At 74.4% G+C, this 20,271-nt stretch carries 16 protein-coding genes; 8 read left to right on the top strand and 8 right to left on the bottom strand.

From position 1 onward, the window contains the following. Positions 1-3 precede the first annotated feature (3 nt). The 4 genes from BTM25_RS08250 (at position 4) to BTM25_RS08265 (ending at position 4,372) form a co-directional block, all read left to right on the top strand. Entirely contained in the window at positions 4-420 is a 417-nt protein-coding gene (locus BTM25_RS08250; protein WP_103562100.1) for a TadE/TadG family type IV pilus assembly protein, read from the top strand. After that, the gene (locus BTM25_RS08255) at positions 417-827 is read left to right on the top strand and encodes a TadE family protein (protein WP_235828291.1); all 411 of its coding nucleotides are present in this window, start codon (positions 417-419) and stop codon (positions 825-827) included. Before BTM25_RS08250 ends, BTM25_RS08255 begins: the two co-directional genes overlap by 4 nt. Further along, the gene (locus tag BTM25_RS08260) at positions 827-1,243 is read left to right on the top strand and encodes a TadE/TadG family type IV pilus assembly protein (RefSeq protein ID WP_168212050.1); all 417 of its coding nucleotides are present in this window, start codon (positions 827-829) and stop codon (positions 1,241-1,243) included. The genes BTM25_RS08255 and BTM25_RS08260 overlap by 1 nt, the downstream gene beginning before the upstream one ends. 147 nt (positions 1,244-1,390) lie before the next feature. Further along, a complete protein-coding gene (locus tag BTM25_RS08265; protein ID WP_235828292.1) occupies positions 1,391-4,372 on the top strand; it encodes a BTAD domain-containing putative transcriptional regulator in 2,982 nt (993 codons plus the stop codon). Between the two features lie 89 nt (positions 4,373-4,461). Here BTM25_RS08265 and BTM25_RS08270 read toward each other — a convergent pair whose 3' ends face one another. The 3 genes from BTM25_RS08270 to BTM25_RS08280 all read right to left on the bottom strand — a co-directional run bounded on the left by BTM25_RS08270 (position 4,462) and on the right by BTM25_RS08280 (position 7,582). Continuing rightward, entirely contained in the window at positions 4,462-5,529 is a 1,068-nt protein-coding gene (locus tag BTM25_RS08270; protein ID WP_103562102.1) for an NYN domain-containing protein, read from the bottom strand. 209 nt (positions 5,530-5,738) lie between these two features. Next, positions 5,739-5,963 (bottom strand): acyl-CoA carboxylase subunit epsilon, encoded by a 225-nt coding sequence (locus tag BTM25_RS08275; RefSeq protein WP_103562103.1) that lies wholly within the window; start codon positions 5,961-5,963, stop codon positions 5,739-5,741. 20 nt (positions 5,964-5,983) lie between these two features. Beyond that, positions 5,984-7,582 (bottom strand): acyl-CoA carboxylase subunit beta, encoded by a 1,599-nt coding sequence (locus BTM25_RS08280; protein ID WP_103562104.1) that lies wholly within the window; start codon positions 7,580-7,582, stop codon positions 5,984-5,986. 102 nt (positions 7,583-7,684) lie between these two features. On the opposite strand from BTM25_RS08280, the gene BTM25_RS08285 reads away from it, so the two are divergent. Together BTM25_RS08285 and proS are read left to right on the top strand one after the other, a co-directional pair. Continuing rightward, positions 7,685-10,303 carry a phosphoenolpyruvate carboxylase gene (locus BTM25_RS08285; protein ID WP_103562105.1) on the top strand — a complete coding sequence of 873 codons (2,619 nt, stop codon included), beginning with the start codon at positions 7,685-7,687 and terminating at the stop codon, positions 10,301-10,303. Positions 10,304-10,383: 80 nt separating this feature from the next. Beyond that, complete coding sequence (gene proS / locus BTM25_RS08290) at positions 10,384-11,832, top strand: proline--tRNA ligase (protein ID WP_235828293.1); 1,449 nt, start codon at positions 10,384-10,386, stop codon at positions 11,830-11,832. 15 nt (positions 11,833-11,847) lie between these two features. On the opposite strand, the gene BTM25_RS08295 is transcribed toward proS, so the two are convergent. The 5 genes from BTM25_RS08295 to BTM25_RS08315 all read right to left on the bottom strand — a co-directional run bounded on the left by BTM25_RS08295 (position 11,848) and on the right by BTM25_RS08315 (position 16,222). Next, entirely contained in the window at positions 11,848-13,749 is a 1,902-nt protein-coding gene (locus BTM25_RS08295) for a SpoIIE family protein phosphatase (protein WP_235828294.1), read from the bottom strand. A 125-nt stretch (positions 13,750-13,874) separates the two neighbouring features. Continuing rightward, on the bottom strand, positions 13,875-14,603 hold the full coding sequence (locus BTM25_RS08300; RefSeq protein WP_103562107.1) for an ANTAR domain-containing protein: 729 nt from the start codon (positions 14,601-14,603) through the stop codon (positions 13,875-13,877). 61 nt (positions 14,604-14,664) lie between these two features. Further along, positions 14,665-15,090 carry a CBS domain-containing protein gene (locus tag BTM25_RS08305; protein ID WP_168212051.1) on the bottom strand — a complete coding sequence of 142 codons (426 nt, stop codon included), beginning with the start codon at positions 15,088-15,090 and terminating at the stop codon, positions 14,665-14,667. Between the two features lie 75 nt (positions 15,091-15,165). Continuing rightward, a complete protein-coding gene (locus tag BTM25_RS08310) occupies positions 15,166-15,540 on the bottom strand; it encodes an SSI family serine proteinase inhibitor (protein WP_103562109.1) in 375 nt (124 codons plus the stop codon). A gap of 109 nt (positions 15,541-15,649) precedes the next feature. Continuing rightward, on the bottom strand, positions 15,650-16,222 hold the full coding sequence (locus BTM25_RS08315) for a sigma-70 family RNA polymerase sigma factor (protein ID WP_103562110.1): 573 nt from the start codon (positions 16,220-16,222) through the stop codon (positions 15,650-15,652). A gap of 624 nt (positions 16,223-16,846) precedes the next feature. Between BTM25_RS08315 and BTM25_RS08320 the strand changes: the two genes are divergently transcribed. Together BTM25_RS08320 and BTM25_RS08325 are read left to right on the top strand one after the other, a co-directional pair. Further along, positions 16,847-17,734: a hypothetical protein gene (locus BTM25_RS08320; RefSeq protein WP_103562111.1), complete on the top strand. Its 888-nt coding sequence runs from the start codon at positions 16,847-16,849 to the stop codon at positions 17,732-17,734. Between the two features lie 1,138 nt (positions 17,735-18,872). Continuing rightward, on the top strand, positions 18,873-20,009 hold the full coding sequence (locus BTM25_RS08325; RefSeq protein ID WP_146059005.1) for a hypothetical protein: 1,137 nt from the start codon (positions 18,873-18,875) through the stop codon (positions 20,007-20,009). Positions 20,010-20,271 lie beyond the last annotated feature (262 nt).

Genomic DNA, 20,271 nt, shown 5'->3' on the forward strand with positions numbered 1-20,271 from the left:
GCCGTGCGCGGGAGGCGGGACGGCGGCGCGTCGGCGATCGAGTTCGCCATCCTCACGCCGGTGCTGCTGCTCGTGCTGCTCGCGTCCGTCCAGTTCGCGATGGTGTACCACGCGCGGCAGGTCGCGCTCGCGGCGGCGCAGGCCGGGGCGCGGGTGGCGCGCACCGACACGGGCGGCGACTGGCGCGGCCGGGCGGTGGACAAGGCCGGGACGGACGTCCGCCAGATCGGCCCGAAGCTCATCGAGGGCCTGTCCGTCCAGGCGGGCCAGGACGGCGACGAGCGCTGGGTCCAGGTCAGCGGGACGGCCGTGCGCGTCGTGCCGTTCCTGACGTTCTCGGTGACCCAGCGGTCGCAGGGGCCGATCGAGTGCTTCCGCCCGGACGTCGGCGTCGGCACGGCCTGCGAGGCGCAGCGGTGACCGACCGGGGCTCGATGTCGCTGGAGATGGTGCTGGTAACGCCGCTCATGGTCGTGTTCCTGCTGTTCCTTGCGGGCGCCGGGCGGATGGTCGACGCCCAGAGCCAGGTGGACGGCGCGGCCCGCGACGCGGCACGCGCGGCGTCGGTGGCGCGCAGCGCGTCCGGGGCGCGGGCGATGGCGGAGGCCGCCGCGTCCGCCGACCTGCGCGGCCACCACTGGTGCTCGGGCGGCCCGTCGGTCACGGTGGACCTCGGCGACTGGCGCGCGGGCGGACGCGTCGCGGTCACGATCGGCTGCGACGTGGACCTCGGCGACCTGGCCTTCATCGGTCTGCCCGGCACGAAGCGGCTCCAGGGCCGCGCGCTCGCCCCGATCGACACCTATACCTATCGCGGAGGTGACTGATGCACCGCGACGACGGCACGATCTCGTTGTACGTCGTGCTGTTCGCGCCATCGGTCCTGCTGCTCGCCGGGCTGCTCGTGGACGGCGGCCTCGCGATCCACGCCCGGCAGCGCGCCGCCGACATCGCCGAGCAGGCCGCGCGGGCGGGCGCGAACCAGATCGACGACGCGGCGCTGCGGCGCACCGGCAAGCCCGTGCTGGATCCGGCGCGGGCGCGGGCTGCGGCCTGCGCGATGGTCACCGACTACGACGCGACCGTCACCGGCCGCGAGTGCGACGCCGACACCCGGCAGGTGCGGGTGACGGTGCGGCTCACGGTGCGGTCGCAGATCCTCGGCATCGTGCCGGGGCTCGGTTCGTTCACGATGACGTCCGCGGCGACCGCCGAGCCGGTCACGGGGAACGACGCGCCATGAACCGGACGCGTGCGGTACAGGAAGGCATTGAACGGACGACGGGCACGTCTACGATGACGAGGACGGCACCCCCACGACTCCCCCGACAGGCTCAGAACTCGGCACAGACGGCGATCGGCGAACGCTAGGGACGCGGCGGCGACGAACATGGCGACACGACAGACACCGATGGACTCCCGGCGGACCGGGCGCCGGCGCACCCCCGGCGACGTGCTCGCGGGCGTCGGCGCGATCCTCGCGCTGACCGCGCTGCTCGTCGGCGTGCCCTGGGCGCTGCTGGCGGTGTTCGGCTCCCCGCTGCCGAGCGGGCCGCCGTCGCTGTCCGACCTGTCCCAGACGGTCGGCGCGAGCGCGCTTCTCCCGATCCTCGCGACGCTGGTCTGGCTGGCGTGGCTCCAGTTCGCCGCGTGCGTCGCGGTCGAGGTGTACGCGGGCGTGCGCGGCGTCGGCGTGCCCGCGCGGGTGCCGCTGGCGGGCGGGACGCAGTCGCTCGTCCACCGGCTCGTCGTGACGGCGCTGCTGCTGTTCACCGCGACGACCGCCGTCGTGCCCGCCGCGTTCTCGGCGCGCGGTCTGACGCAGGCGCCGCCCGCGTCCGCCGTCCACCTCGTCGCGCAGGTGGAGCAGGTGCCCGCCGCCGCGCCGCAGCAGGCCGAGCACACCGCCGTGACGCCCGCCGAGACGCCGGCGAAGAACGGCACCACGAAGATCTACCGGGTGCAGCCGCCGGACGGACGCCACCACGAGAGCCTGTGGGAGATCGCCGAGAAGTGCCTCGGCGAGGGCCGCCGCTACAAGGAGATCTACGCGCTGAACCAGGGGCACGTCCAGCCCGACGGCAGCAAGCTGACGATCGCGAGCCTGATCCGTCCGGGCTGGGTGCTGGAGATGCCGCACGACGCCAAGCACGCGAGGACGATCCCGGTGTCGGAGCTGAACGACTACTTCCGGCACGGGCACCCCGTCCACCACCCGGCGCCCGAGCCGGACAAGCCGCCCGCGCAGGACCCGGTGCAGGAGCCGCACCACGAGCGGGCGCCGCACACCGAGGCCCCGCACACGCAGGCGCCGACGCAGGCCCCGCACACCGAGGCGCCCCACACGCAGGCGCCCGAGAAGGCGCCCGAGAAGGCGCCCGAGAAGGCGCCGGTCGCGCCGCCGCTCAAGGAGCCCGCGCGGTCCGCGCCCAAGCACGACGCGCCGGACCAGACGCCCGCGTCGTCCCCGGTGTCCGGGCACGAGAGCGACCACACGATCCCGCTGTCGTTCCACATGGAATGGCCGCAGGGCCTCGCCGCCGCGTCGCTGCTGGCCGCCGGGCTGCTGGCCGTCCTCGGCCGCCGCCGGCGCGAGCAGATGTGGCGCCGCGCGTTCGGGCACCGCATCGCCCGGCCCGAGGGACGCGCCGCGCTCGCCGAGCACGCCCTGCGGTTCGGCTCCGACGAGGACGCCGCCCGGCTGCTCGACCTCGGCCTGCGTCAGCTCTCCAAGTCGATGGCGGCGGGCGGACGGCCGCTCCCGACCGTCTACGGCGTCCACCTCGGCCACGGCAGCCTCGACCTGTGGATCGCCCCAGCCGACCGCAACCCGCCCGCGCCGTGGCAGGCGTTCGACGACGGCCAGGTGTGGCGGCTCACCGCCGACGCGCTCGGCGGGCTGGAGGCGGCCGACCTCGGCGACGTCCTCGCCCCCTACCCGGGCCTGGTGTCGATCGGCACCAACGACACCGGCCGCATCCTGGTCGACCTGGAGGCCGCGCACGGGCTCATCGCGCTGCGCGGCCCGTCGGGCGGACGCCGTGCCGTCCTCGCCGCGCTCGCCCTGGAACTCGCGACGAACCGCTGGTCGGACCATATGCGGGTGACGCTCGTCGGGTTCGGCCAGGAACTCGGGGAGGGCCTGACGCGCATCGCGCCGGACCGGATCCGCGCCGTCCCGAACCTCGCCGACGCGCTGCCCGAGCTGGAGGGGCGCAGCGAGGAGGTGCGGCAGGCGCTGGCCGCGTCCGGCGTGGACTCGGTGCTCACCGGACGGTCCCGGGGCGTGTTCGGCGAGGCGTGGATGCCGCACTACCTGATCATGGCGGACGAGCCGGACGCGATCGAGGCGGACCGGCTCGTCGCGCTCGCCCGCACCGGCACCCGGATGGCGGCGGGCTATCTCGTCCCCGGCGAGGTGCAGGGCGCCACCTGGACGTGGGACCTGGACGAGTCCGGCCGCCTCCAGGCCGGGGTCCTCGGCTTCGACGTCGACGCCCAGCTCGTCCCCGAGGACCAGTACCGGGGCGTGTTCGACCTGTTCGACACGGCCGCGCGCACCGAGTCGGTGCCGCTGCCCGAGCCGCTCGCCGAGACCGAGCCGCCCGGCGCGTCCCAGTCCGCCGTGGACATCCGGCTGCTCGGCGCCGTCGAGATCGACGCGCCGGGCCCGATGGACGCCAGCCGCCGCGACCTGTGCACCGAGGTCCTGGTCTATCTCGCGCTGCACCCGAACGGCGTCCACCCGACGGTGCTCGGCGGAGCGATCTGGCCGCGCGGCGTCACGGCGGGCGTCCGCGACGCGACCGTCGCCCGCGTGTCGGACTGGCTCGGCCGCGACGCGCGCGGCCGGCCCAACCTCTACTACGACGACCGGGGCCGCATCCGGCTCGGCTCGGAGGTCCGCATCGACTGGGCCGTGTTCCGCTGGCTGCTGTGGCGGTCGGCGGCGGAACCGGCGTCCGAGACGGCCTACATGTCGTACGCGCTCGACCTGGTGCGCGGGCCGCTGCTGGCGGACCGTCCGCGCGGCCGGTACGGGTGGCTGGCGTCCAGCGACCTGGAGTACGAGGCGTCCGCGCGGATCGTGGACGTCGCGCACCGGCTCGTCCTCATCCGGCTGGACGAGGGTGACGCGCGTGCCGCGACGGGCGCCGCCCGCGCGGGCCTGCGGCTGGCGCCCGGCGACGAGAGCCTCTGGCGGGACCTGCTGCGCGCCACGCACGCGCTCGGCGACGACGCGCAGGTCAGGACCGTGGTGGACGAGCTGCGCGACCGCTTCGGCCGCGACCCGTTGTTCGACCAGCTCCAGCCGGAGACCGAGGCGCTGATGGAGGAACTCGTCCCCGAATGGCACCGCGTGCTCAGTTGACCCCGACCAACCGACCCCGACCGACCTCCCGGGTTGACCCCGACCAACCGACCCCGACCGACCCCCCGGGCTGACCCCGGCCTCGCGGGTCAGTCCGAGGTGCCGTAGCCGATGCCGAACTCGCGGTAGACGCGCTCCCAGAAGCCGTCCCGCAGCCAGGTGCGGGCCTCCTGGTAGGGCCGCAGCGACGAGCCGAGTTCCTTCTCGGCCTCGATCAGCAGCTCCTTGTCGATGACGGGCGGCAGGATCGGGCCGGGCAGCAGGTCGCGGATGTTGTCCCGGCCGCGCTCGAACACCCACTTCTGCGCGACGTGCTCGCCGATCTCGCGCATGTGGTCGCGCTCGGGGCCGAGCTTGCTCTCGGCGAGCGCCGCGCCCGCCGCGTTCAGCGACGCCGCCACCGTCGCCGGGGACGGCCCGCGCACGTTGTTCGGCACGCTGTTCGGGACGGCCGCGGGCAGCGCCGCCGGGGTCCCGCTCGGCACCGGGACGGGCCGCACCGCGGGCACCCGTCCGGCGAACACCTCGGCGGGCGACGGCACCGTGACCGTCTTCCCCGTCGCGGGCACCGGCGGCGCCGGGACGGGCAGCGCCTTGGCCTTGGTGAAATAGGGCCGCAGGAAGTCGGCGGGCAGCACCTCGACCGTGTCGGACTCCCAGACCAGCCATTCCGCCTGGTTGGAGCCGTGTGTCGGTTCCACGCCCCACAGGTGGACCCGTACGCCGTAGCGTTGCGCCGCCTCGACGGCCGGGAGCATGTCCTCGTCGCCCGCCAGCAGCACCGCGTCGGTGATCGCGCGGTGCCGGGCGAGGGCCTCCAGGTCGGCGCGGAGCTGCGCGTCCACGCCCTTCTGCTGGCCCTGCGCGTTCAGGTTGCCGAGCCGCAGCTTCACCAGCGGCAGGTTGGCGATCACGCGCTGGTCCACGGTCGGCTGCCGCTTGGGCGCCGCGTCGAACCAGTAGACGCGCAGCAGCTCGCCCAGAAGTTGATCATCAGCGTGGTCGGTCAGAGCCTTGATCAGCTTCTCCGCCGCGACGCGGTACTCGCGCCGGGACCCGCAGCCGAGCAGGAGCGCCCCGGAGGCCGCGTAGAGGTATCCCGCGTCGACGAAAATCGCGAACCGCGCGGGCTGTGGGACGAACTCCGAGGTGGCCATGACGTTTCACCTTATTCGTGCCCGGCGCCTCTCCGGGCGCGATCCACGGTTACATGTCCCTTGAGCATGTCCCGTCGCGCTCCGTCCACACCCGCCGACCGCGAATCACCAGGAGAAATCACGGCGCTGCCCGCCGTGACCGTCCGCGGGGCGAAACGGTCCCGGTACGGCGTTTCCCGGCACCCCCTCGGCGGGCGTCCGGCGGGCCGTCAGCGCGGCCCGAAAGCCGCCCGCCAGGCGCCCGCGCCGGGCCGCGCCGACGGCGTCCCGCGCACGAGCCGCGCCGGGTCCGACCACCGCGACCGGGCCCGCGCGGCCCCGTCGCATCCCGCCGCGCCGCGCGCCCGCGCCGTCAGCACCGCGACCAGCGCCGCGACCTCCTCCGGCGCGGCGTCGCCCCGGACGACCTGCAGAAACGGCCTGGTCTCGCTCATCCGCGCCCCTTCGTCGCCGGTCACAGCGGGATGTTGCCGTGCTTCTTGGGCGGCAGGGTGGCGCGCTTCTCGCGCAGGGCGCGCAGCGCCTTCACCACGTGCCCGCGCGTCTCGGAGGGCTTGATCACCGCGTCCACGTACCCCCGGTCGGCGGCGATGTAGGGGTTGGCGAGGGTGTCCTCGTACTCGGTGACCAGCTCGGCGCGCAGCGCGTCGGGGTCCTGCGCGGCGGCCAGCTCGCGCCGGTACAGGATGTTCACCGCGCCCTGCGCGCCCATGACCGCGATCTGCGCCGTCGGCCAGGCGAGGTTGACGTCCGCGCCGAGGTGCTTGGAGCCCATGACGTCGTACGCGCCGCCGTACGCCTTGCGGGTGATGACGGTGACGAGCGGGACCGTCGCCTCCCCGTAGGCGTAGAGCAGTTTCGCGCCGCGCCGGATGATGCCGTTCCACTCCTGGTCGGTGCCGGGAAGGAAGCCGGGGACGTCCACGAACGTCAGCACCGGGATGTTGAACGCGTCGCAGGTCCGGATGAACCGGGCGGCCTTCTCCGACGCGTCGATGTCGAGCGTCCCGGCGAGCTGGAGCGGCTGGTTGGCGACGACGCCGACGGACCGTCCCTCCACGCGCCCGAACCCGACGATGATGTTCGGCGCGAACAGCTCGTGGACCTCCAGGAACTCGCCGTCGTCCACGACCGCCTCGATGACGGTGTGCATGTCGTACGGCTGGTTCGGCGAGTCGGGGATGAGCGTGTCCAGCTCGGCGACCAGTTCGGCGGGGTCGGCCGGGTTGTCGAAGACGGGCGGCTCGGACAGGTTGTTGGACGGCAGGTAGGACAGCAGCGCTTTCACGTAGTCCAGCGCGTCCTGCTCGTCGGCGCCCTGGTAGTGCGCCACGCCGGACCGCGAGTTGTGCGCGTGCGCGCCGCCCAGCTCCTCCATCGTCACCGACTCGCCGGTGACGGTCTTGATGACGTCCGGCCCGGTGATGAACATGTGGGACGTCTTGTCCACCATGACGACGAAGTCCGTCAAAGCGGGCGAGTACACGTGCCCGCCCGCCGCCGCGCCCATGATCAGCGAGATCTGCGGGATCACGCCGGACGCGTGGACGTTCCGCTTGAAGATCTCGGCGTAGAGCCCGAGCGCGACCACGCCCTCCTGGATCCGCGCGCCGCCGCCCTCGTTGATGCCGATGATCGGGCAGCCGGTCTTCAGCGCCATGTCGAGCATCTTGACGATCTTCTCGCCGTAGACCTCGCCGAGGGAGCCGCCGAACGCCATGACGTCCTGGGAGAACACGCAGACCGGACGTCCGTCCACGGTCCCGTGCCCGATGACGACGCCGTCGCTGTAGGGCCGCTTCTTCTCCAGCCCGAACATGGTCGAGCGGTGCCGGGCGAACTCGTCGAACTCGGTGAACGAGCCCTCGTCCAGCAGCGCGTCGACGCGCTCGCGCGCCGTCATCTTGCCCTTGGCGTGCTGCTTCTCGACCGCCGCGGCCGACGCGGCGTGGACGGCCTCGAACCGCCGCCGGTCCAGGTCCGCGATCTTGCCCGCGGTCGTGTGGATGTCGATGTCCGGGGACACCACGGGTTCAGGAGCTTCCATCGCCATGCGGGTCAGCGTAACCGCAGCTTGAACCCGCGTCAGTCGCGCCCCGACATTCCGCCCGCCCCGCCCGCCGCGGCCCGCCCCCGCGCTGATTACCCTGAACCCGTGGCTACCAAGACGCGCGACCTCCTGCGGCACGATCTGCCCGAACCGCTGCGCAAGGACGTCCGGCTCCTCGGCGCGATGCTCGGCGACAGCCTGGTGGAGTACGCCGGCCCGGACCTGCTGGACGACGTCGAACGGCTCCGGCACGCCGTGATCGGGGCACGGCGCGGCGAGGTGGCCGTCGCCGAGATCACCGAGCTGGTCGACGGCTGGACGTTGGAACGCGCCGAACAGGTGGCGCGGGCCTTCACCGTCTACTTCCATCTGACGAACCTCGCCGAGGAGCACCACCGCATCCGGACGCTGCGGGAACGTGACACCGGCGAGAGCGTGCCGTCGTCGGTCGCGGCGGCCGTCGAGCAGATCCGCGCGGACGGCGGGCTGGACGCGGCCGTCGCGGGTCTGGAGATCCACCCGGTGTTCACCGCGCACCCGACCGAGGCGCGGCGGCGCGCGATCGTCACCGGGATCCAGCGCATCAGCGACCTGCTGTCGGCGCTGCACGCCGGGCCGGGCGCGGCCGAGCGCGCGGACGTCGAGCGCCGCATGCGCGAGGAGATCGACCTGCTGTGGCGGACGGCGCTGCGCCGCCACGCCCAGATGGACCCGCTGGACGAGGTCCGCACCGCGATGGCCGCGTTCGACGAGACGATCTTCCGGGTGGTGCCGCGCATCTACCGGGCGCTGGACGCGGCGCTGAACCCGTCCGGGACGGGCCGCGAAGCGTTCGAAGCGCCCGCCTACCTGCGGTTCGGGAGCTGGATCGGCGGCGACCGCGACGGCAACCCGTTCGTCACCGCGCAGGTCACCCGGGACGCGATCCTCATCCAGGCCGAGCACGTGCTGCTGGCGCTGGAGACGGCGTGCGCGCGGATCGGCCGGGAGCTGACCGCGCACGAGTCGACCACGCCGCCGTCCGAGGCGCTGTGCAACCTGCTCGCGGCGGCGCGCACCGCGCACCCCGAGCGGCTGGCGGCCATCGCGAGCCGGTCGCCGGGCGAGCCGCACCGCCAGCTCCTCATGTTCGCCGCCGAGCGGATCGCGGCGACCCGCGTCCGCGACGCCGACCTCGGGTACGCCGGGCCGGACGAGCTGCTGGCCGACCTGCGGACCGTCCGGGAATCCCTGGCCGAGGCGGGCGCCGGGCGGCAGGCGTACGGACGGGTCCAGGGCCTGATCTGGCAGGTCGAGACGTTCGGGTTCCATCTCGCGTCGCTGGAGATCCGCCAGCACTCCGAGCTGCACGAGAAGGCGCTGGAGCAGCTCCGGGCGGGCGGCCCGCGCGACGAGATGACCGAGGAGATCCTGGAGACGCTGCGGGTCGTGGGCTGGATCCAGCGGCGGTTCGGGGTCGAGGCGTGCCGCCGGTACGTCGTGTCGTTCACGCGGTCGGCGCGGGACATCGCGAACGTCCACGAGCTGGCGGCGTCCCTCGGCGACCGCGCGCCCGTCCTGGACGTGATCCCGCTGTTCGAGACCGGCGAGGACCTGGAGCGCGCCCCGTCGGTGCTGGACGGGATGCTGGAGATCGACGCCGTCCGCCGCCGCCTGGACGCGTCCGGCCGCCGCATGGAGATCATGCTCGGCTACTCCGACTCGGCCAAGCAGCTCGGCCCGGCCAGCGCGACGCTGCGCCTGTACGACACGCAGGAGGCCCTGGCGGAGTGGGCGGCGCGCAACGACGTGACGCTGACGATGTTCCACGGGCGCGGCGGCTCGCTCGGCCGGGGCGGCGGTCCCGCCGGGCGCGCGATCCTGGCGCAGGCGCCCGGCTCGGTCGCGGGCCGCTTCAAGGTCACCGAGCAGGGCGAGGTGATCTTCGCCCGGTACGGGCATCCGGAGATCGCCCGCCGCCACGTCGAGCAGGTGACGAACGCGGTGCTGCTGGCGTCCACCACCGAGGTGGAGGAGCGGGCTCGGGCGGCCGCCGCGCGGTTCCGGCCGCTGGCCGACAAGCTGAGCGACGCGGCGCGGGCGGCGTTCCGGTCGCTGGTCGAGGCGGACGGGTTCGCGGCGTGGTTCTCGCGGGTCAGCCCGCTGGAGGAGATCGCGGAGCTGCGGATCGGGTCGCGGCCGTCCCGGCGCAAGGCCGCGCGGGGGCTGGAGGACCTGCGCGCCATCCCGTGGGTGTTCGCCTGGACGCAGACGCGCGTCAACCTGCCCGGCTGGTACGGGCTCGGCAGCGGCCTGGCGGCCGTCTCGTCCGACGGCGCGGACCTCGCCGAGCTGCACGAGGCGTACGCGTCCTGGCCGCTGTTCGGGACGCTGCTGGACAACGCCGAGATGAGCCTCGCCAAGGCCGACCGGGACATTGCCGCGCGCTACCTCGCGCTCGGCGGCCGGGAGGACCTGACGGCCGCCGTCCTCGCCGAGTACGACCGGACGCACCGGCTCGTCCTCGCGGTGACGGGCCACGCGCGGCTGCTGGAGAACCGGCGCGTCCTGTCCCGCGCGGTGGAACTGCGCAACCCGTACGTGGACGCCCTGTCGCACCTCCAGCTCCGCGCGCTCGCGGCGCTGCGCGAGGGCGTCGCCGACGAGACCGAACGCGCTCGCCTCGAAGAACTGCTGCTCCTGTCGGTGAACGGCGTCGCCGCCGGCCTCCAGAACACCGGCTGACGTTCGGGCCGCGCCGCCGGAGATCTGACGGCGCGGATAAACGGAAACCGGGGCGTCCCGCAGCGGATACCCTCTTTCCCGTGAGTCGAGAAGGTGTGACGCCGCAGAGCGAGGACTTTTCCGCCTGGTACAACGAGCTGGTCGTGCAGGCCCAGCTCGTCGATCGCGGACCGGTGCGCGGCACGATGGTCATCCGCCCGTACGGGTACCGGATCTGGGAACTGCTCCAGGCCGACCTGGACCGGCGGATCAAGGAGGCCGGGCACGACAACGTCAGCTTCCCGCTGCTGATCCCGGAGTCCTACCTCAAGCGCGAGGCCGAGCACGTCGAGGGCTTCTCGCCGGAGCTGGCCGTCGTCACCGTCGCGGGCGGCAAGGAACTGGACGAGCCCCTCGTCATCCGGCCCACCTCCGAGACGATCATCGGCGAGTACATGGCCAAGTGGATCGACTCGCACCGCGACCTGCCGCTGCTGCTCAACCAGTGGGCGAACGTCGTCCGCTGGGAGATGCGTCCGCGGATGTTCCTGCGCACCACCGAGTTCCACTGGCAGGAGGGCCACACCGCCCACGTGGACGAGGCCGACGCGATGCGCGAGACGATGTGGGCGCTGGACGCCTACGCCGGGCTCGCCCGCGACCTCGCCGCCATGCCAGTCGTGCCGGGGGAGAAGACGCCCGGCGAGCGGTTCGCCGGCGCCGTCCGGACGTACACGATCGAGGGCATGATGCGCGACGGCCGCGCGCTCCAGGCCGGCACCAGCCACTACCTCGGCACGAACTTCGCCAAGGCGTTCGAGATCCAGTACCAGGACGAGGCGGAGCAGCGCACCCACGCGCACACCACGTCCTGGGGCATGAGCTCCCGCATGATCGGCGGCGTGATCATGACGCACGGCGACGACAAGGGGCTCGTCCTGCCGCCCCGGCTCGCGCCGTACCAGGTCGTGATCGTCCCGATCGGGCGCAAGGAGCAGGGCGAGGAGGCCGCCGCCGAGGCCCGCCGGCTCGGCGCCGCGATCCGCTCGATGGGCATCCGCGTCCACGTGGACGACAACCGTCCCAACCTGTCGCCGGGCTTCAAGTTCAACGAGTGGGAGCTGCGCGGCGTCCCGGTCCGCATCGAACTCGGCAAGCGCGACATCGAGGCGGGCGTCGCGACGCTCGTCCGGCGCCTGCCGACCGTCGAGGGCCAGGGCAAGGAGCAGATCCCGCTCGGCGAGCTGCCCGAGCTGCTGCCCGGCGTCCTCGCCGAGTTCCAGGCGTTCCTGCTGGCCCGCGCGGAGGCGTTCCGCGACGAGCACACCGCGACCACCGACACCTGGGACGCGTTCGCCGCGCAGGTCGCGGGCGGCTGGGCGCGGGCGTTCCACTGCGGACGCACCGAGTGCGAGGACGACATCAAGGCCGAGACCGCCGCGACGCCCCGCTGCATCCCCGCGGACGCGCCGCAGGAGACGGGCGTCTGCGTCAAGTGCGGCGAGCCGTCCGCGTACGGCAAGCGCGTCCTGTTCGGCCGGTCGTACTGACCGGCCGCTGACCGGCTAGAGCGGCTCCGGCGGCGACACGCGCAGCGCGAGCATCGACACGTCGTCGCGCAGGTCGCCGTCGGAGAACGCCGTCAGGGCGCGCTCGACCGCGTCCGGCATGGCCGCGACGGGCTCGCCCGCGACCCCGGCCAGCGCCTCCAGCAGCCGCTGCCGCCCGAACTCGCGGCGGGCCGCGTCGCACGCCTCCAGCACCCCGTCGGAGTGCAGGAACAGCGTGTCGCCGGGGAACAGCTCGACGGCGTCGGTGCCCGCCGCGAAGTCGTCGAACAGGCCGAGCGGCACGCCGCCGTCGGACGCCGACCGGATCACGCCGTCCGCCCGCACCACGATCGCGGGCGGATGGCCGGCCGTCCCGAGCGTCGCGCGGACGCGGTCGCCCTGGAACTCCAGGCCCGCGATGATGGCCGTGACGAACCGGTCCTCCTCCAGCAGGGACGCGTTCACCATCGCCAGCACTTCCGCCGGGTCCGTGCTCCACCGCGACGCCAGCCGGACGCCGTGCCGCGCCGACGCCGTGACGACCGCCGCGTCCTCGCCCTTGCCGCACACGTCGCCGAGGACGAGCCCCCAGCTGTCCCCGAACGGGAACACGTCGTAGAAGTCGCCGCCGACCTCGGCGGTGCTGGTGGCCGTCATGTACCGCGCGGCCAGTTCCACGCCCTTGATCGTCGGCAGCCGCTTGGGCAGCAGGCTGCGCTGGAGCGAGTCGGCGACCTCGGCGCTGCGCCGGTACAGCCGGGACGCGCGGATCACGAGGGCGAGCTGCCGTCCGATCCGGCCGACGACGGCGAGGTCGCGCAGGTCGAACGGGCCGTTCTCGCCGCCGCTCGCCAGCGTGATCGTGCCGAGGCAGCGGTCGCCGTCCTCGATCGGGACGCACAGGACGGTCGTCGCGTGGACCAGCGCCAGCACCGGCTCGCCCCGCTCGTCCGCGCCGAGCAGGTCCAGTTCCTCGACGTGCGGGTGCAGCGCGCTCTGCCAGGACGCGAACACCGTCCCGGCCAGCGTCCCGGCCCCGGGGTCCAGCAGTTCCAGGACGCGGACGGTCTCCTGCGTGCTCTCGTCCTCGGCCGGGCCGACGACCACCTGGCGGCGCAGGTCGCCGAGCCGTCCGCCCGGGTCGACGGCGGCCAGGTCGATGAACGCCCAGTCCGCCAGCTCGGCGGCCAGCAGCCGCGCGCAGCGGCGGACCGCGACGGTCTCGTTGAACACCGGCTCGTCCAGCAGCAGCTCGCCCACCGCCGCGAGGACGTCCATCCGGTGGACGATCGCGGCGACCGCCTCGTCGTCGCGCGGGGCGGTCCGCTCGGCCGGACGCGGCTCCTCCCCGACGGGCGTGGACGTCGGCCCCGCCACCGCCATGACCATCGGGTCGGGCTCGCCGGGGATCCACACGCGGGCCAGCGTCACCACGGCGTCCACCGGGGTGTCGCGGCTGAGGAAGCGGACCGGGACGCGGCGGCGCCGGCCCGTCCGGACCACCGCCGCGAGCTGGGACCGCAGCGGCCCGCGCGTCGCCAGGTCGCAGAACGCCGTGAACTGCTTGCCCGACACATAGCCGGGGGAGGTGCCGAGCAGCCCGGCGGCCTGCCGGTTCACCCGGCGGACGCCGCTGTCGCGGTCGAGCAGGAACAGCGGGACGGGGGCGTCCTGGAAGACCGTCCGCAGCACCCGGCGCTCGGTGTCGGCCGCCCCGGCGCCGTCGGTCGCCGCCGACCGCTCCGCGCCGAGCGTCTCCAGCGCCTCGACGGCCAGCTCCAGCTCGGCCAGCGCGGCGTCCAGCGCGGGCCGGGGGTCGGTGCCGGGCATGGCCGCCGCGCGCCGCAGCTCCGCCACCCGTTCGCCGAGACCGGCGACCTCCCGGAACACGGTTCCGGGATCCAGCTCATCGGACAAGGGCGGGCTCCATGAGGGCAGCGGGCGCGGCCGATGCCGGCGCCGTGACGTGGCGGTTCATCGCACCGCCGAGCGAAGCTTATGCCGAACAGGCGGATGCGGGAGCAAGGTCTGACATGCCCGGGTCAGGGCAGTCCCTGGGCGCCGACGATCCGCTGCGCGAGCGCCGTGAGCTTCACGTGCCGGGTCTGCGAGATGCGGCGCATCTCGACGAACGCCTCATCGGCGTCGCAGCCCAGCGCGTGCATGAGGATCCCCTTCGCCTGGTCCACGACCGCGCGGGACTCGACGGCCTCCTGGAGCTGGACGGCGGTGCGGTGGACGTCCCCGTACTGGAGGGAGTTCGACATCGCCGCGCTGCCCTGCGCGGCCAGCAGCGCGGCCAGCCCGCGCTGGCCCTCGCCGAGCGCCCTCGGCCGCACCCCGAACAGGGTCAGCGTCACGAGGACCGGGCCCATCCGGTGCGGCGTGGTCGAGAAGCAGCGGACGCCGCCGCGCAGCAGGTCCGCCATCGCCTCGGGCCAGCGGGCCTCGGCGAGGACGTCGTCGGTGCCCGCCGCGCGGCGCGCGTTGACGACGTCGAAGAGGAATCCGTGGCCGCGGGCGAGTTGGCGCTCCACGGCGTCGGCGAGATCGGGATGGCTCGCGGCCGACGCCAGCGGCTCGGGACGCTCGTCCGGCCCGTGCGGCAGCGCCCAGCGCACCCCGGTCGCGCCCGCGCACCCGGGGACGGCACGGCTCGCCAGCGCGGTCACCCGGTGCAGGGTGCCCACGTCGGACGACTCGCCCACGATGCCGAGACGTGCGATCTCGACGGCGAGCCGATCGGTGAGGACGGCGTCGGTGGTCGGCACGAAGACGAAGGTAGCCGCCGCTCGCGTGTGCTGGTACCCCCAGTTCCGTCACATATGTCCGTCAGAGGGTCGGCGGCGCCCGCCGGATGTCGGCGAGGGGGGCGAGCAGGCCGTCCCCGGCCTCGGCGAGATCACTCAGCGTGACGATCCCGACCGGGCGCTGCGCGTCGTCCACCACGGGCAGACGGCGAACGGCCTGCTCGCGCATCAGCCGCAGCGCCTCGGCGGTGTCGTCCCCGGCACGGATCGTGGTCAGGTCGGCGGTGCAGACGTCGCCCAGCGGGGTGACGGAAGTGTCACGTCTCTCGGCGACGGCACGGACCACGATGTCCCGGTCGGTGACCATGCCGCAGAGGCGTCCGGCGTACGTGACGAGCACGTCGCCGATTCCTTCGTCGCGCATGATCTTCGCCGCGTCGTAGAGCGTGGCGTCCAGCGGCAGCGAACGAGGGCGGGAGGTCATGACCTCGCCCACTTTGCGTGTCATCCCCGGGTACCTTTCGGCGTCTCCTCACTCGGCGCGCCGCCGCCGCCCCGTTCGGGAGCCGACCCGGACGCCGGGTCAGAACGCGAACAGCGTTCCCGTCCTCGCGCGCATCACACACGCGTTGGAGTATTCCTTCACGAACCGGACGGAGCCGCGTCCATAACGCCCGTGGGCGGTGGCCGTGACGGGCGCGTAGTCCATCGTGCAGAACACGCCGTCGGAGGGGCGGTCGAGCCGTCCGGCGCCGCGCGCCAGCTCCGCGCAGGCACGGGCCGCCTGCGGGTGGGTGCCGCCCGCGGGGCCGCAGCGCAGGACGACCGTCCGGACGTCCGCGCCGCGCTGCACGCTCAGCCGCAGCTCGGCCGCCGCGGGGCCGGCGGCGGCCGCGGGAACGGCAGGGAGCAGCGCCAGGGCGGCTCCGGTGAGGACGGCGTGGACGAGATGCGGCATCGGATCCCCCGGTGAACGATCTGCTGGACAGTCGGCCTTTTCTCGCTCACTGTAGCGATATGGCGACTCTTCGTGCAGCTCGTTGCGGATGCCGGGAACGACCGTGGGGTCAGGCGGCGAGGACGTGCGCGGGGCGGTGGTCGGCGAGGGCCTCACGGAGTTGCTTGCGGCCCCGGTGCAGCCGCGACATCACGGTCCCGATGGGGGTGCCCATCATCTCCGCGATCTCCTTGTAGGGGTAGCCCTCGACGTCCGCGAGGTACACCGCGTCGCGGAAGTCGCGGGGCAGGGCGTTCAGCGCGTCGACGACGTGGCCGTCCGGGATGCGGTCCAGCGCCTCCCGCTCGGCCGAGCGGAACCCGGACGCGTACGCCTCGGTCTGTTCGAGCTGCCACTCCTCCAGTTCCTCCGAGCCCGCGCGCTGCGGCTCCCGCTGCTTCTTGCGGTAGGTGTTGATGAAGTTGTTGGTCAGGATGCGGTGCAGCCAGGCCTTGAGGTTCGTCCCCTCCTGGAACTGGTGGAAGTTCGTGAACGCCTTGGCCAGCGTCTCCTGGACGAGGTCCTCGGCGTCGGCCGTGTTGCGGGTCATCCGGACGGCGCTCGCGAACAGCGGCTCGGCGAGCGGCATCACGTCCCGTAGATAGCGGTCGTTGGCGTGCTCGGGTGCGGTGGCGGCGGTCATCGTCGTCTTCCCCCCTACGTCGGGACCCTGGCGGGCCGGGCCGGTACCGGGCGGACGCGCCGCCCCTCGTGGAGATGCGCCCCTGGCACGCGGTCTCATGGGACGCGTTCCGCAGGGACGGCCGGTCAAACGGGCCGGGACGGTCGAGTCGGGTGCCGGTCGCGGACGCGCGGCCGGTGCGCCGGTCGTGATCGTCGCGCCGGGCGACCCCGGTCCGGGACGTCGCGGGCGCCTTCGATCCGCCGGTGCGCCTCGTCGGAGGCGTTCTTTCCAGGTAAGACGCGCACCGGCCCCCGGCGGGTTGCGTGGCATCGGTCACAAAAGGCGGCCCCAAGGCGCGGGCGCCCTGGTCAGCACGGTATAGGGCACAGGTCAACGGACGCCCCGGTCCGCGCCTCGACGGGGTATAACCGCTGGTCCGGCGCTCGTGTTCCCGTCCGCGGGCAATGCGTTCTTTGCCGGGCGTTGCCGGGGGCCGTTCGCGGCGTCCCGGCCCAGTAGGGGAATGTGCCGTTCGCGACAGATCCGCTCCCGGCCCGCCGTCGGGTCTCATCGGAACCGACAGTTCGGGACGCCGCGCCCGACCGAGGGAACCGAGGGGCGAGGCCGGAGTTGGGTGCGACGTTGACGCTGCCGGTGGCCGAAAGGCTCCAGGCCACCTACGCCGTCGCGTTCACCGACCCCCCGGCGGACCTGCGCGGCACCGTCCGCCGGGAGGTCGCCGCCCAGTTCCGGGCGCCCCTGCGGGACCTCGTCCTCGGCATGCTCGACAGCCCCATGCTCACCCTGGACCTGCGCCCGGCCGAGGACTTCCCGCCGCTGCCCGCCGGCCTGCTCGCCGCCTACGGGGCCGCGCCCGCCGACCTGGCCGCCGTCGCGGGGGCGGGGCACCTGCTCGCCGTCCGCGCCGCCTACCGTCCCGGCTGGCCGCCCGCGCACGAATGGGCGGCCCGCGCCGCCGCCGGAGCGGTCGCCGCCGCCGCGTCCGCGCCCGTCGTGGACGTCTTCACGCCCCGCATCCTGTCCGGCCCCGAACTGCGCCGCTCCCTCCCCGGCCCCCAGGGCGACATGAGACTCACCGACTGGATGCTGATCTCCCACTCCGGCGGAACCGACACCGTCTGGTTCACCACGCGCGGCCTGGCCCGCTTCGGCCTGCCCGAACTCCGCACCGAGAACGTTCCGGCCGGCCTCGTCGTCCCGTGGGGCCGCCTGCTCAACGGCCTGGCCCGCCGCCTCCTGGACGTCTACCTGGACGAACTGGCGAACAGCGAGTCACCCGCCGAACTCCGGATCCCGGCGACGGTGTCGGTGAGCCTCCAGGACGTCGCCGCCGCGTCCGGCGAGACGGAGCCCCTGTGCCGCGAGGTCGCCCTGCGCCTGCAGCCGGCCGAACCCAGCCCCGGCGACGAGGTGCCCGTCCTGGCCGTCCACGCCGCCGACGACGGCCCGGACCGCCCGGAAACCCTCTGCACGGCCCTCTTCGGCGAATCCCGCCAGAGGTTCGGCTGAACATGCCATCCTTCGTCCGTCTTGCCCGAAACCCACGTCCCGGCAGAGGATCGAGGACGTGAGCGCCGGTCCCCACGACACCCCGCCCTCCGACCCCGAGGAGCCCGCCGTGCCGCCCGAGCCCCTCGACCGGTCCGTCCCGCACCCAGGCGACGTGAGAGTGGCAGGCCGCCCCAAACCCACTCCACCCCAACCCGAACCCCCAAGCCCGCCCGAGGCCCCACGCCACCGAGCCAGGCCCCAACTCCCCCCAGAACCCCCACGCCCACCCGCGCCGCCCACCAACACCGCACGCCCACCGGCACCCCGACACGAGATCCCACGCCCACCCGAACCGCCCCGGCCGACGCCGCACGAGTCTCCACGCTCGTCAGCACCCCCACCCGGAACACCCCGCCTCCCCGAACCGCGGCCCACCCAGCACCCCCCGCGCGTGCCCGAGCCGCCACGCGCCCCGTCACGCCCCGCCACGCCACCCCACACGACGCCGCGCCCACCCGACCCGCCGAGCGGACCGCCGCGCCACGCCCCCCAGCCACCCCACACCCCAAACGCACCACGCGACGACCCGCGCTCGTCTCCGCCACCGAGCGGCACACGCGTGCCAGAGCCGCCGCGCACGCCGGAGGCCCCGCACGACCCGTCACGCCCGCATTCCGTTCCGCGCCCGCCGAACCCGCCGCACGAGGGCTTGCAGTCACCTGCGCCACCCCGCGACGACCCGCGCTCGTCGGCGCCGCCGCGTGGGAGGCGGCGTCTGGCCGAGGGGCCGGGCGTGCCGGGGGATTCGGCGCGGGACGGCGTGCCGCCGCGCGATGTGCCGGGTGCGGCCGAGTCGTCGCGGGGTGGTGATCAGCGTTCGCCGGGGGCGGGGGAGGCGCCTGCTGATTGGCGGCCTGTGGGGGAGGTGCCGGGGCCGCTTGCCGGTCCTACTATTCCGGATGGGTTCCGTGTTCCGGGGGCGTCTGCGCCGGAACCCGGCGCGTCGGCGGGCGGTGGCCGCGATGATGGGCTTCCCGGGGCGCCGCAGGCGCCGGCGGCGCCGAGCGGGCCGCCGCCCGGCTGGGGTGCGGCCCCGCCGGACGCGGAGACCGGATGGCGGCCGGTGACGGAACCGGCGGATCCCAGAGGAGGCGGCGTGGCCGGTGCGGTGTCGGAACCCGGACGTCCGGGTGGTTCGGGAGAGCCCGGTGGGCCCGAGCCGGTGCGTCCGCCGGAGTCCGGGGGCGCCGGGCGGCGGGCGGAGCCCGAGCGGCTCGCGATTCCCGGGCCGGACGCCGATCGGCCGGCCGCCGACGGTGATCCCGCTCCCGGCGGTGCGCACGCGCGGCCTGCCGAGCCTGCGGCGCTGAGCGGGGGGCTGTCGGCCGCCCCGCCGCGTCGGGCGCGTCCGAAACCGTGGGCCGCCGATCTCGTGCCGCGTCCGCGCGAGCCGCGCCATGCGGCGGCCGAGCCCGCGCGGCGGCGTGCGCACGTGGACGCGTTCGTCGCCGAGTTCGTCGGCGGGGCCACCTGGCAGGCCACGCTCGCCGTGCTGGAAGGGGCGTTTCCGGGGCTCGGCATCGCGTCCGAGCTGTCCGGACGGACCGACGACCTCTGGCGCTCCATCGACGCCTTGGATCTCGTCGGGGGTGCGGCGCTCGGAGTGCCCGCGTGGTCCGACGCGTCCGGCATGGTGTTCGACCTGAGCGCCCACCGCGCGCCGGGGGAGGCGCTGAGCGGGGATCGCGCCGCCGTCCGGTCCCGCGCGTCGCGGCCGTACGCGGGGGCGTTCGTCATCGACACGCTCGATCCGCTGCGCTACCACCGCGCCATGGGCGGGCCGCAGGCGCCCGGCGGCAAGGCGTCCCCCGGACGGACGGCGGGGGAGGAGGACGACACGGGCGTCGTGATCGTCGCCGACCTCACCGCCGCCGGTGACCGCATCCTGGACGCCCCCGCGCTCTGGCGCCACGCGGGGCGGGTCGTCACGGCGACCCTGCTGCCCGGCCCGACCGATCCCGACCTGCCGCCCGGCGCCGACCGGGCTCGCGGCTTCTCGCGGCCGGACGATCCCGCGTTCCCCGACGACCCGTCCGGCACGGACGTCCGGCGGGCCGAGAACCGGGATCGGGTGCGGAACGCGCTGCGCGCTCTGCGGCGCGTGGTCCTCGTGGATCCGGGCCTCGGCCTCGGCGTCTGCCTGGAAGTGGACGCCACCCGCACGCCGCGCTGCCTGCTGGCGTTCGGCATCGACCCCGTCCGCGCCGCCACGCCCCGCTTCGTCCGGCTCTGACGAGCCCTGCTCCCGGCCGGGCGAGCGCCCCGGCCGGGAGCACGCCCGGGCCCAGGGTCCGCTGTCAGCGGGCGCGTCGATGCTCGGCTGTGCCGAGAGCGTCGCCCCGGGCGCCCTCGGCGTTCGCCGATGGCACGGTGCGTTTGCGGAAAGGCGGCGTCCGTTGCTTCCCGAGGTCAGTGGCCGTGTGCTTGCGACGGACGAATGTAGGCGTGTCCGCGAGCGGGGCGAACATCTTCAGGAGGCCACGTGCGGGGACGCG

The sequence above is a fragment of the Actinomadura rubteroloni genome (genome assembly GCF_002911665.1).
GTDB lineage: Bacteria > Actinomycetota > Actinomycetes > Streptosporangiales > Streptosporangiaceae > Spirillospora > Spirillospora rubteroloni.

Excerpts from the sequence above, each read along its gene's own strand:
- BTM25_RS08275 (WP_103562103.1), bottom strand. The coding sequence starts at position 5,963 with ATGAGCGAGACCAGGCCGTTTCTGCAGGTCGTCCGGGGCGACGCCGCG.
- BTM25_RS08315 (WP_103562110.1), bottom strand. The coding sequence starts at position 16,222 with ATGACCGCCGCCACCGCACCCGAGCACGCCAACGACCGCTATCTACGG.
- BTM25_RS08260 (WP_168212050.1), top strand. The coding sequence starts at position 827 with ATGCACCGCGACGACGGCACGATCTCGTTGTACGTCGTGCTGTTCGCG.
- BTM25_RS08280 (WP_103562104.1), bottom strand. The coding sequence starts at position 7,582 with ATGGCGATGGAAGCTCCTGAACCCGTGGTGTCCCCGGACATCGACATC.
- BTM25_RS08270 (WP_103562102.1), bottom strand. The coding sequence starts at position 5,529 with ATGGCCACCTCGGAGTTCGTCCCACAGCCCGCGCGGTTCGCGATTTTC.
- BTM25_RS08310 (WP_103562109.1), bottom strand. The coding sequence starts at position 15,540 with ATGCCGCATCTCGTCCACGCCGTCCTCACCGGAGCCGCCCTGGCGCTG.
- BTM25_RS08265 (WP_235828292.1), top strand. The coding sequence starts at position 1,391 with ATGGCGACACGACAGACACCGATGGACTCCCGGCGGACCGGGCGCCGG.
- BTM25_RS08305 (WP_168212051.1), bottom strand. The coding sequence starts at position 15,090 with ATGACACGCAAAGTGGGCGAGGTCATGACCTCCCGCCCTCGTTCGCTG.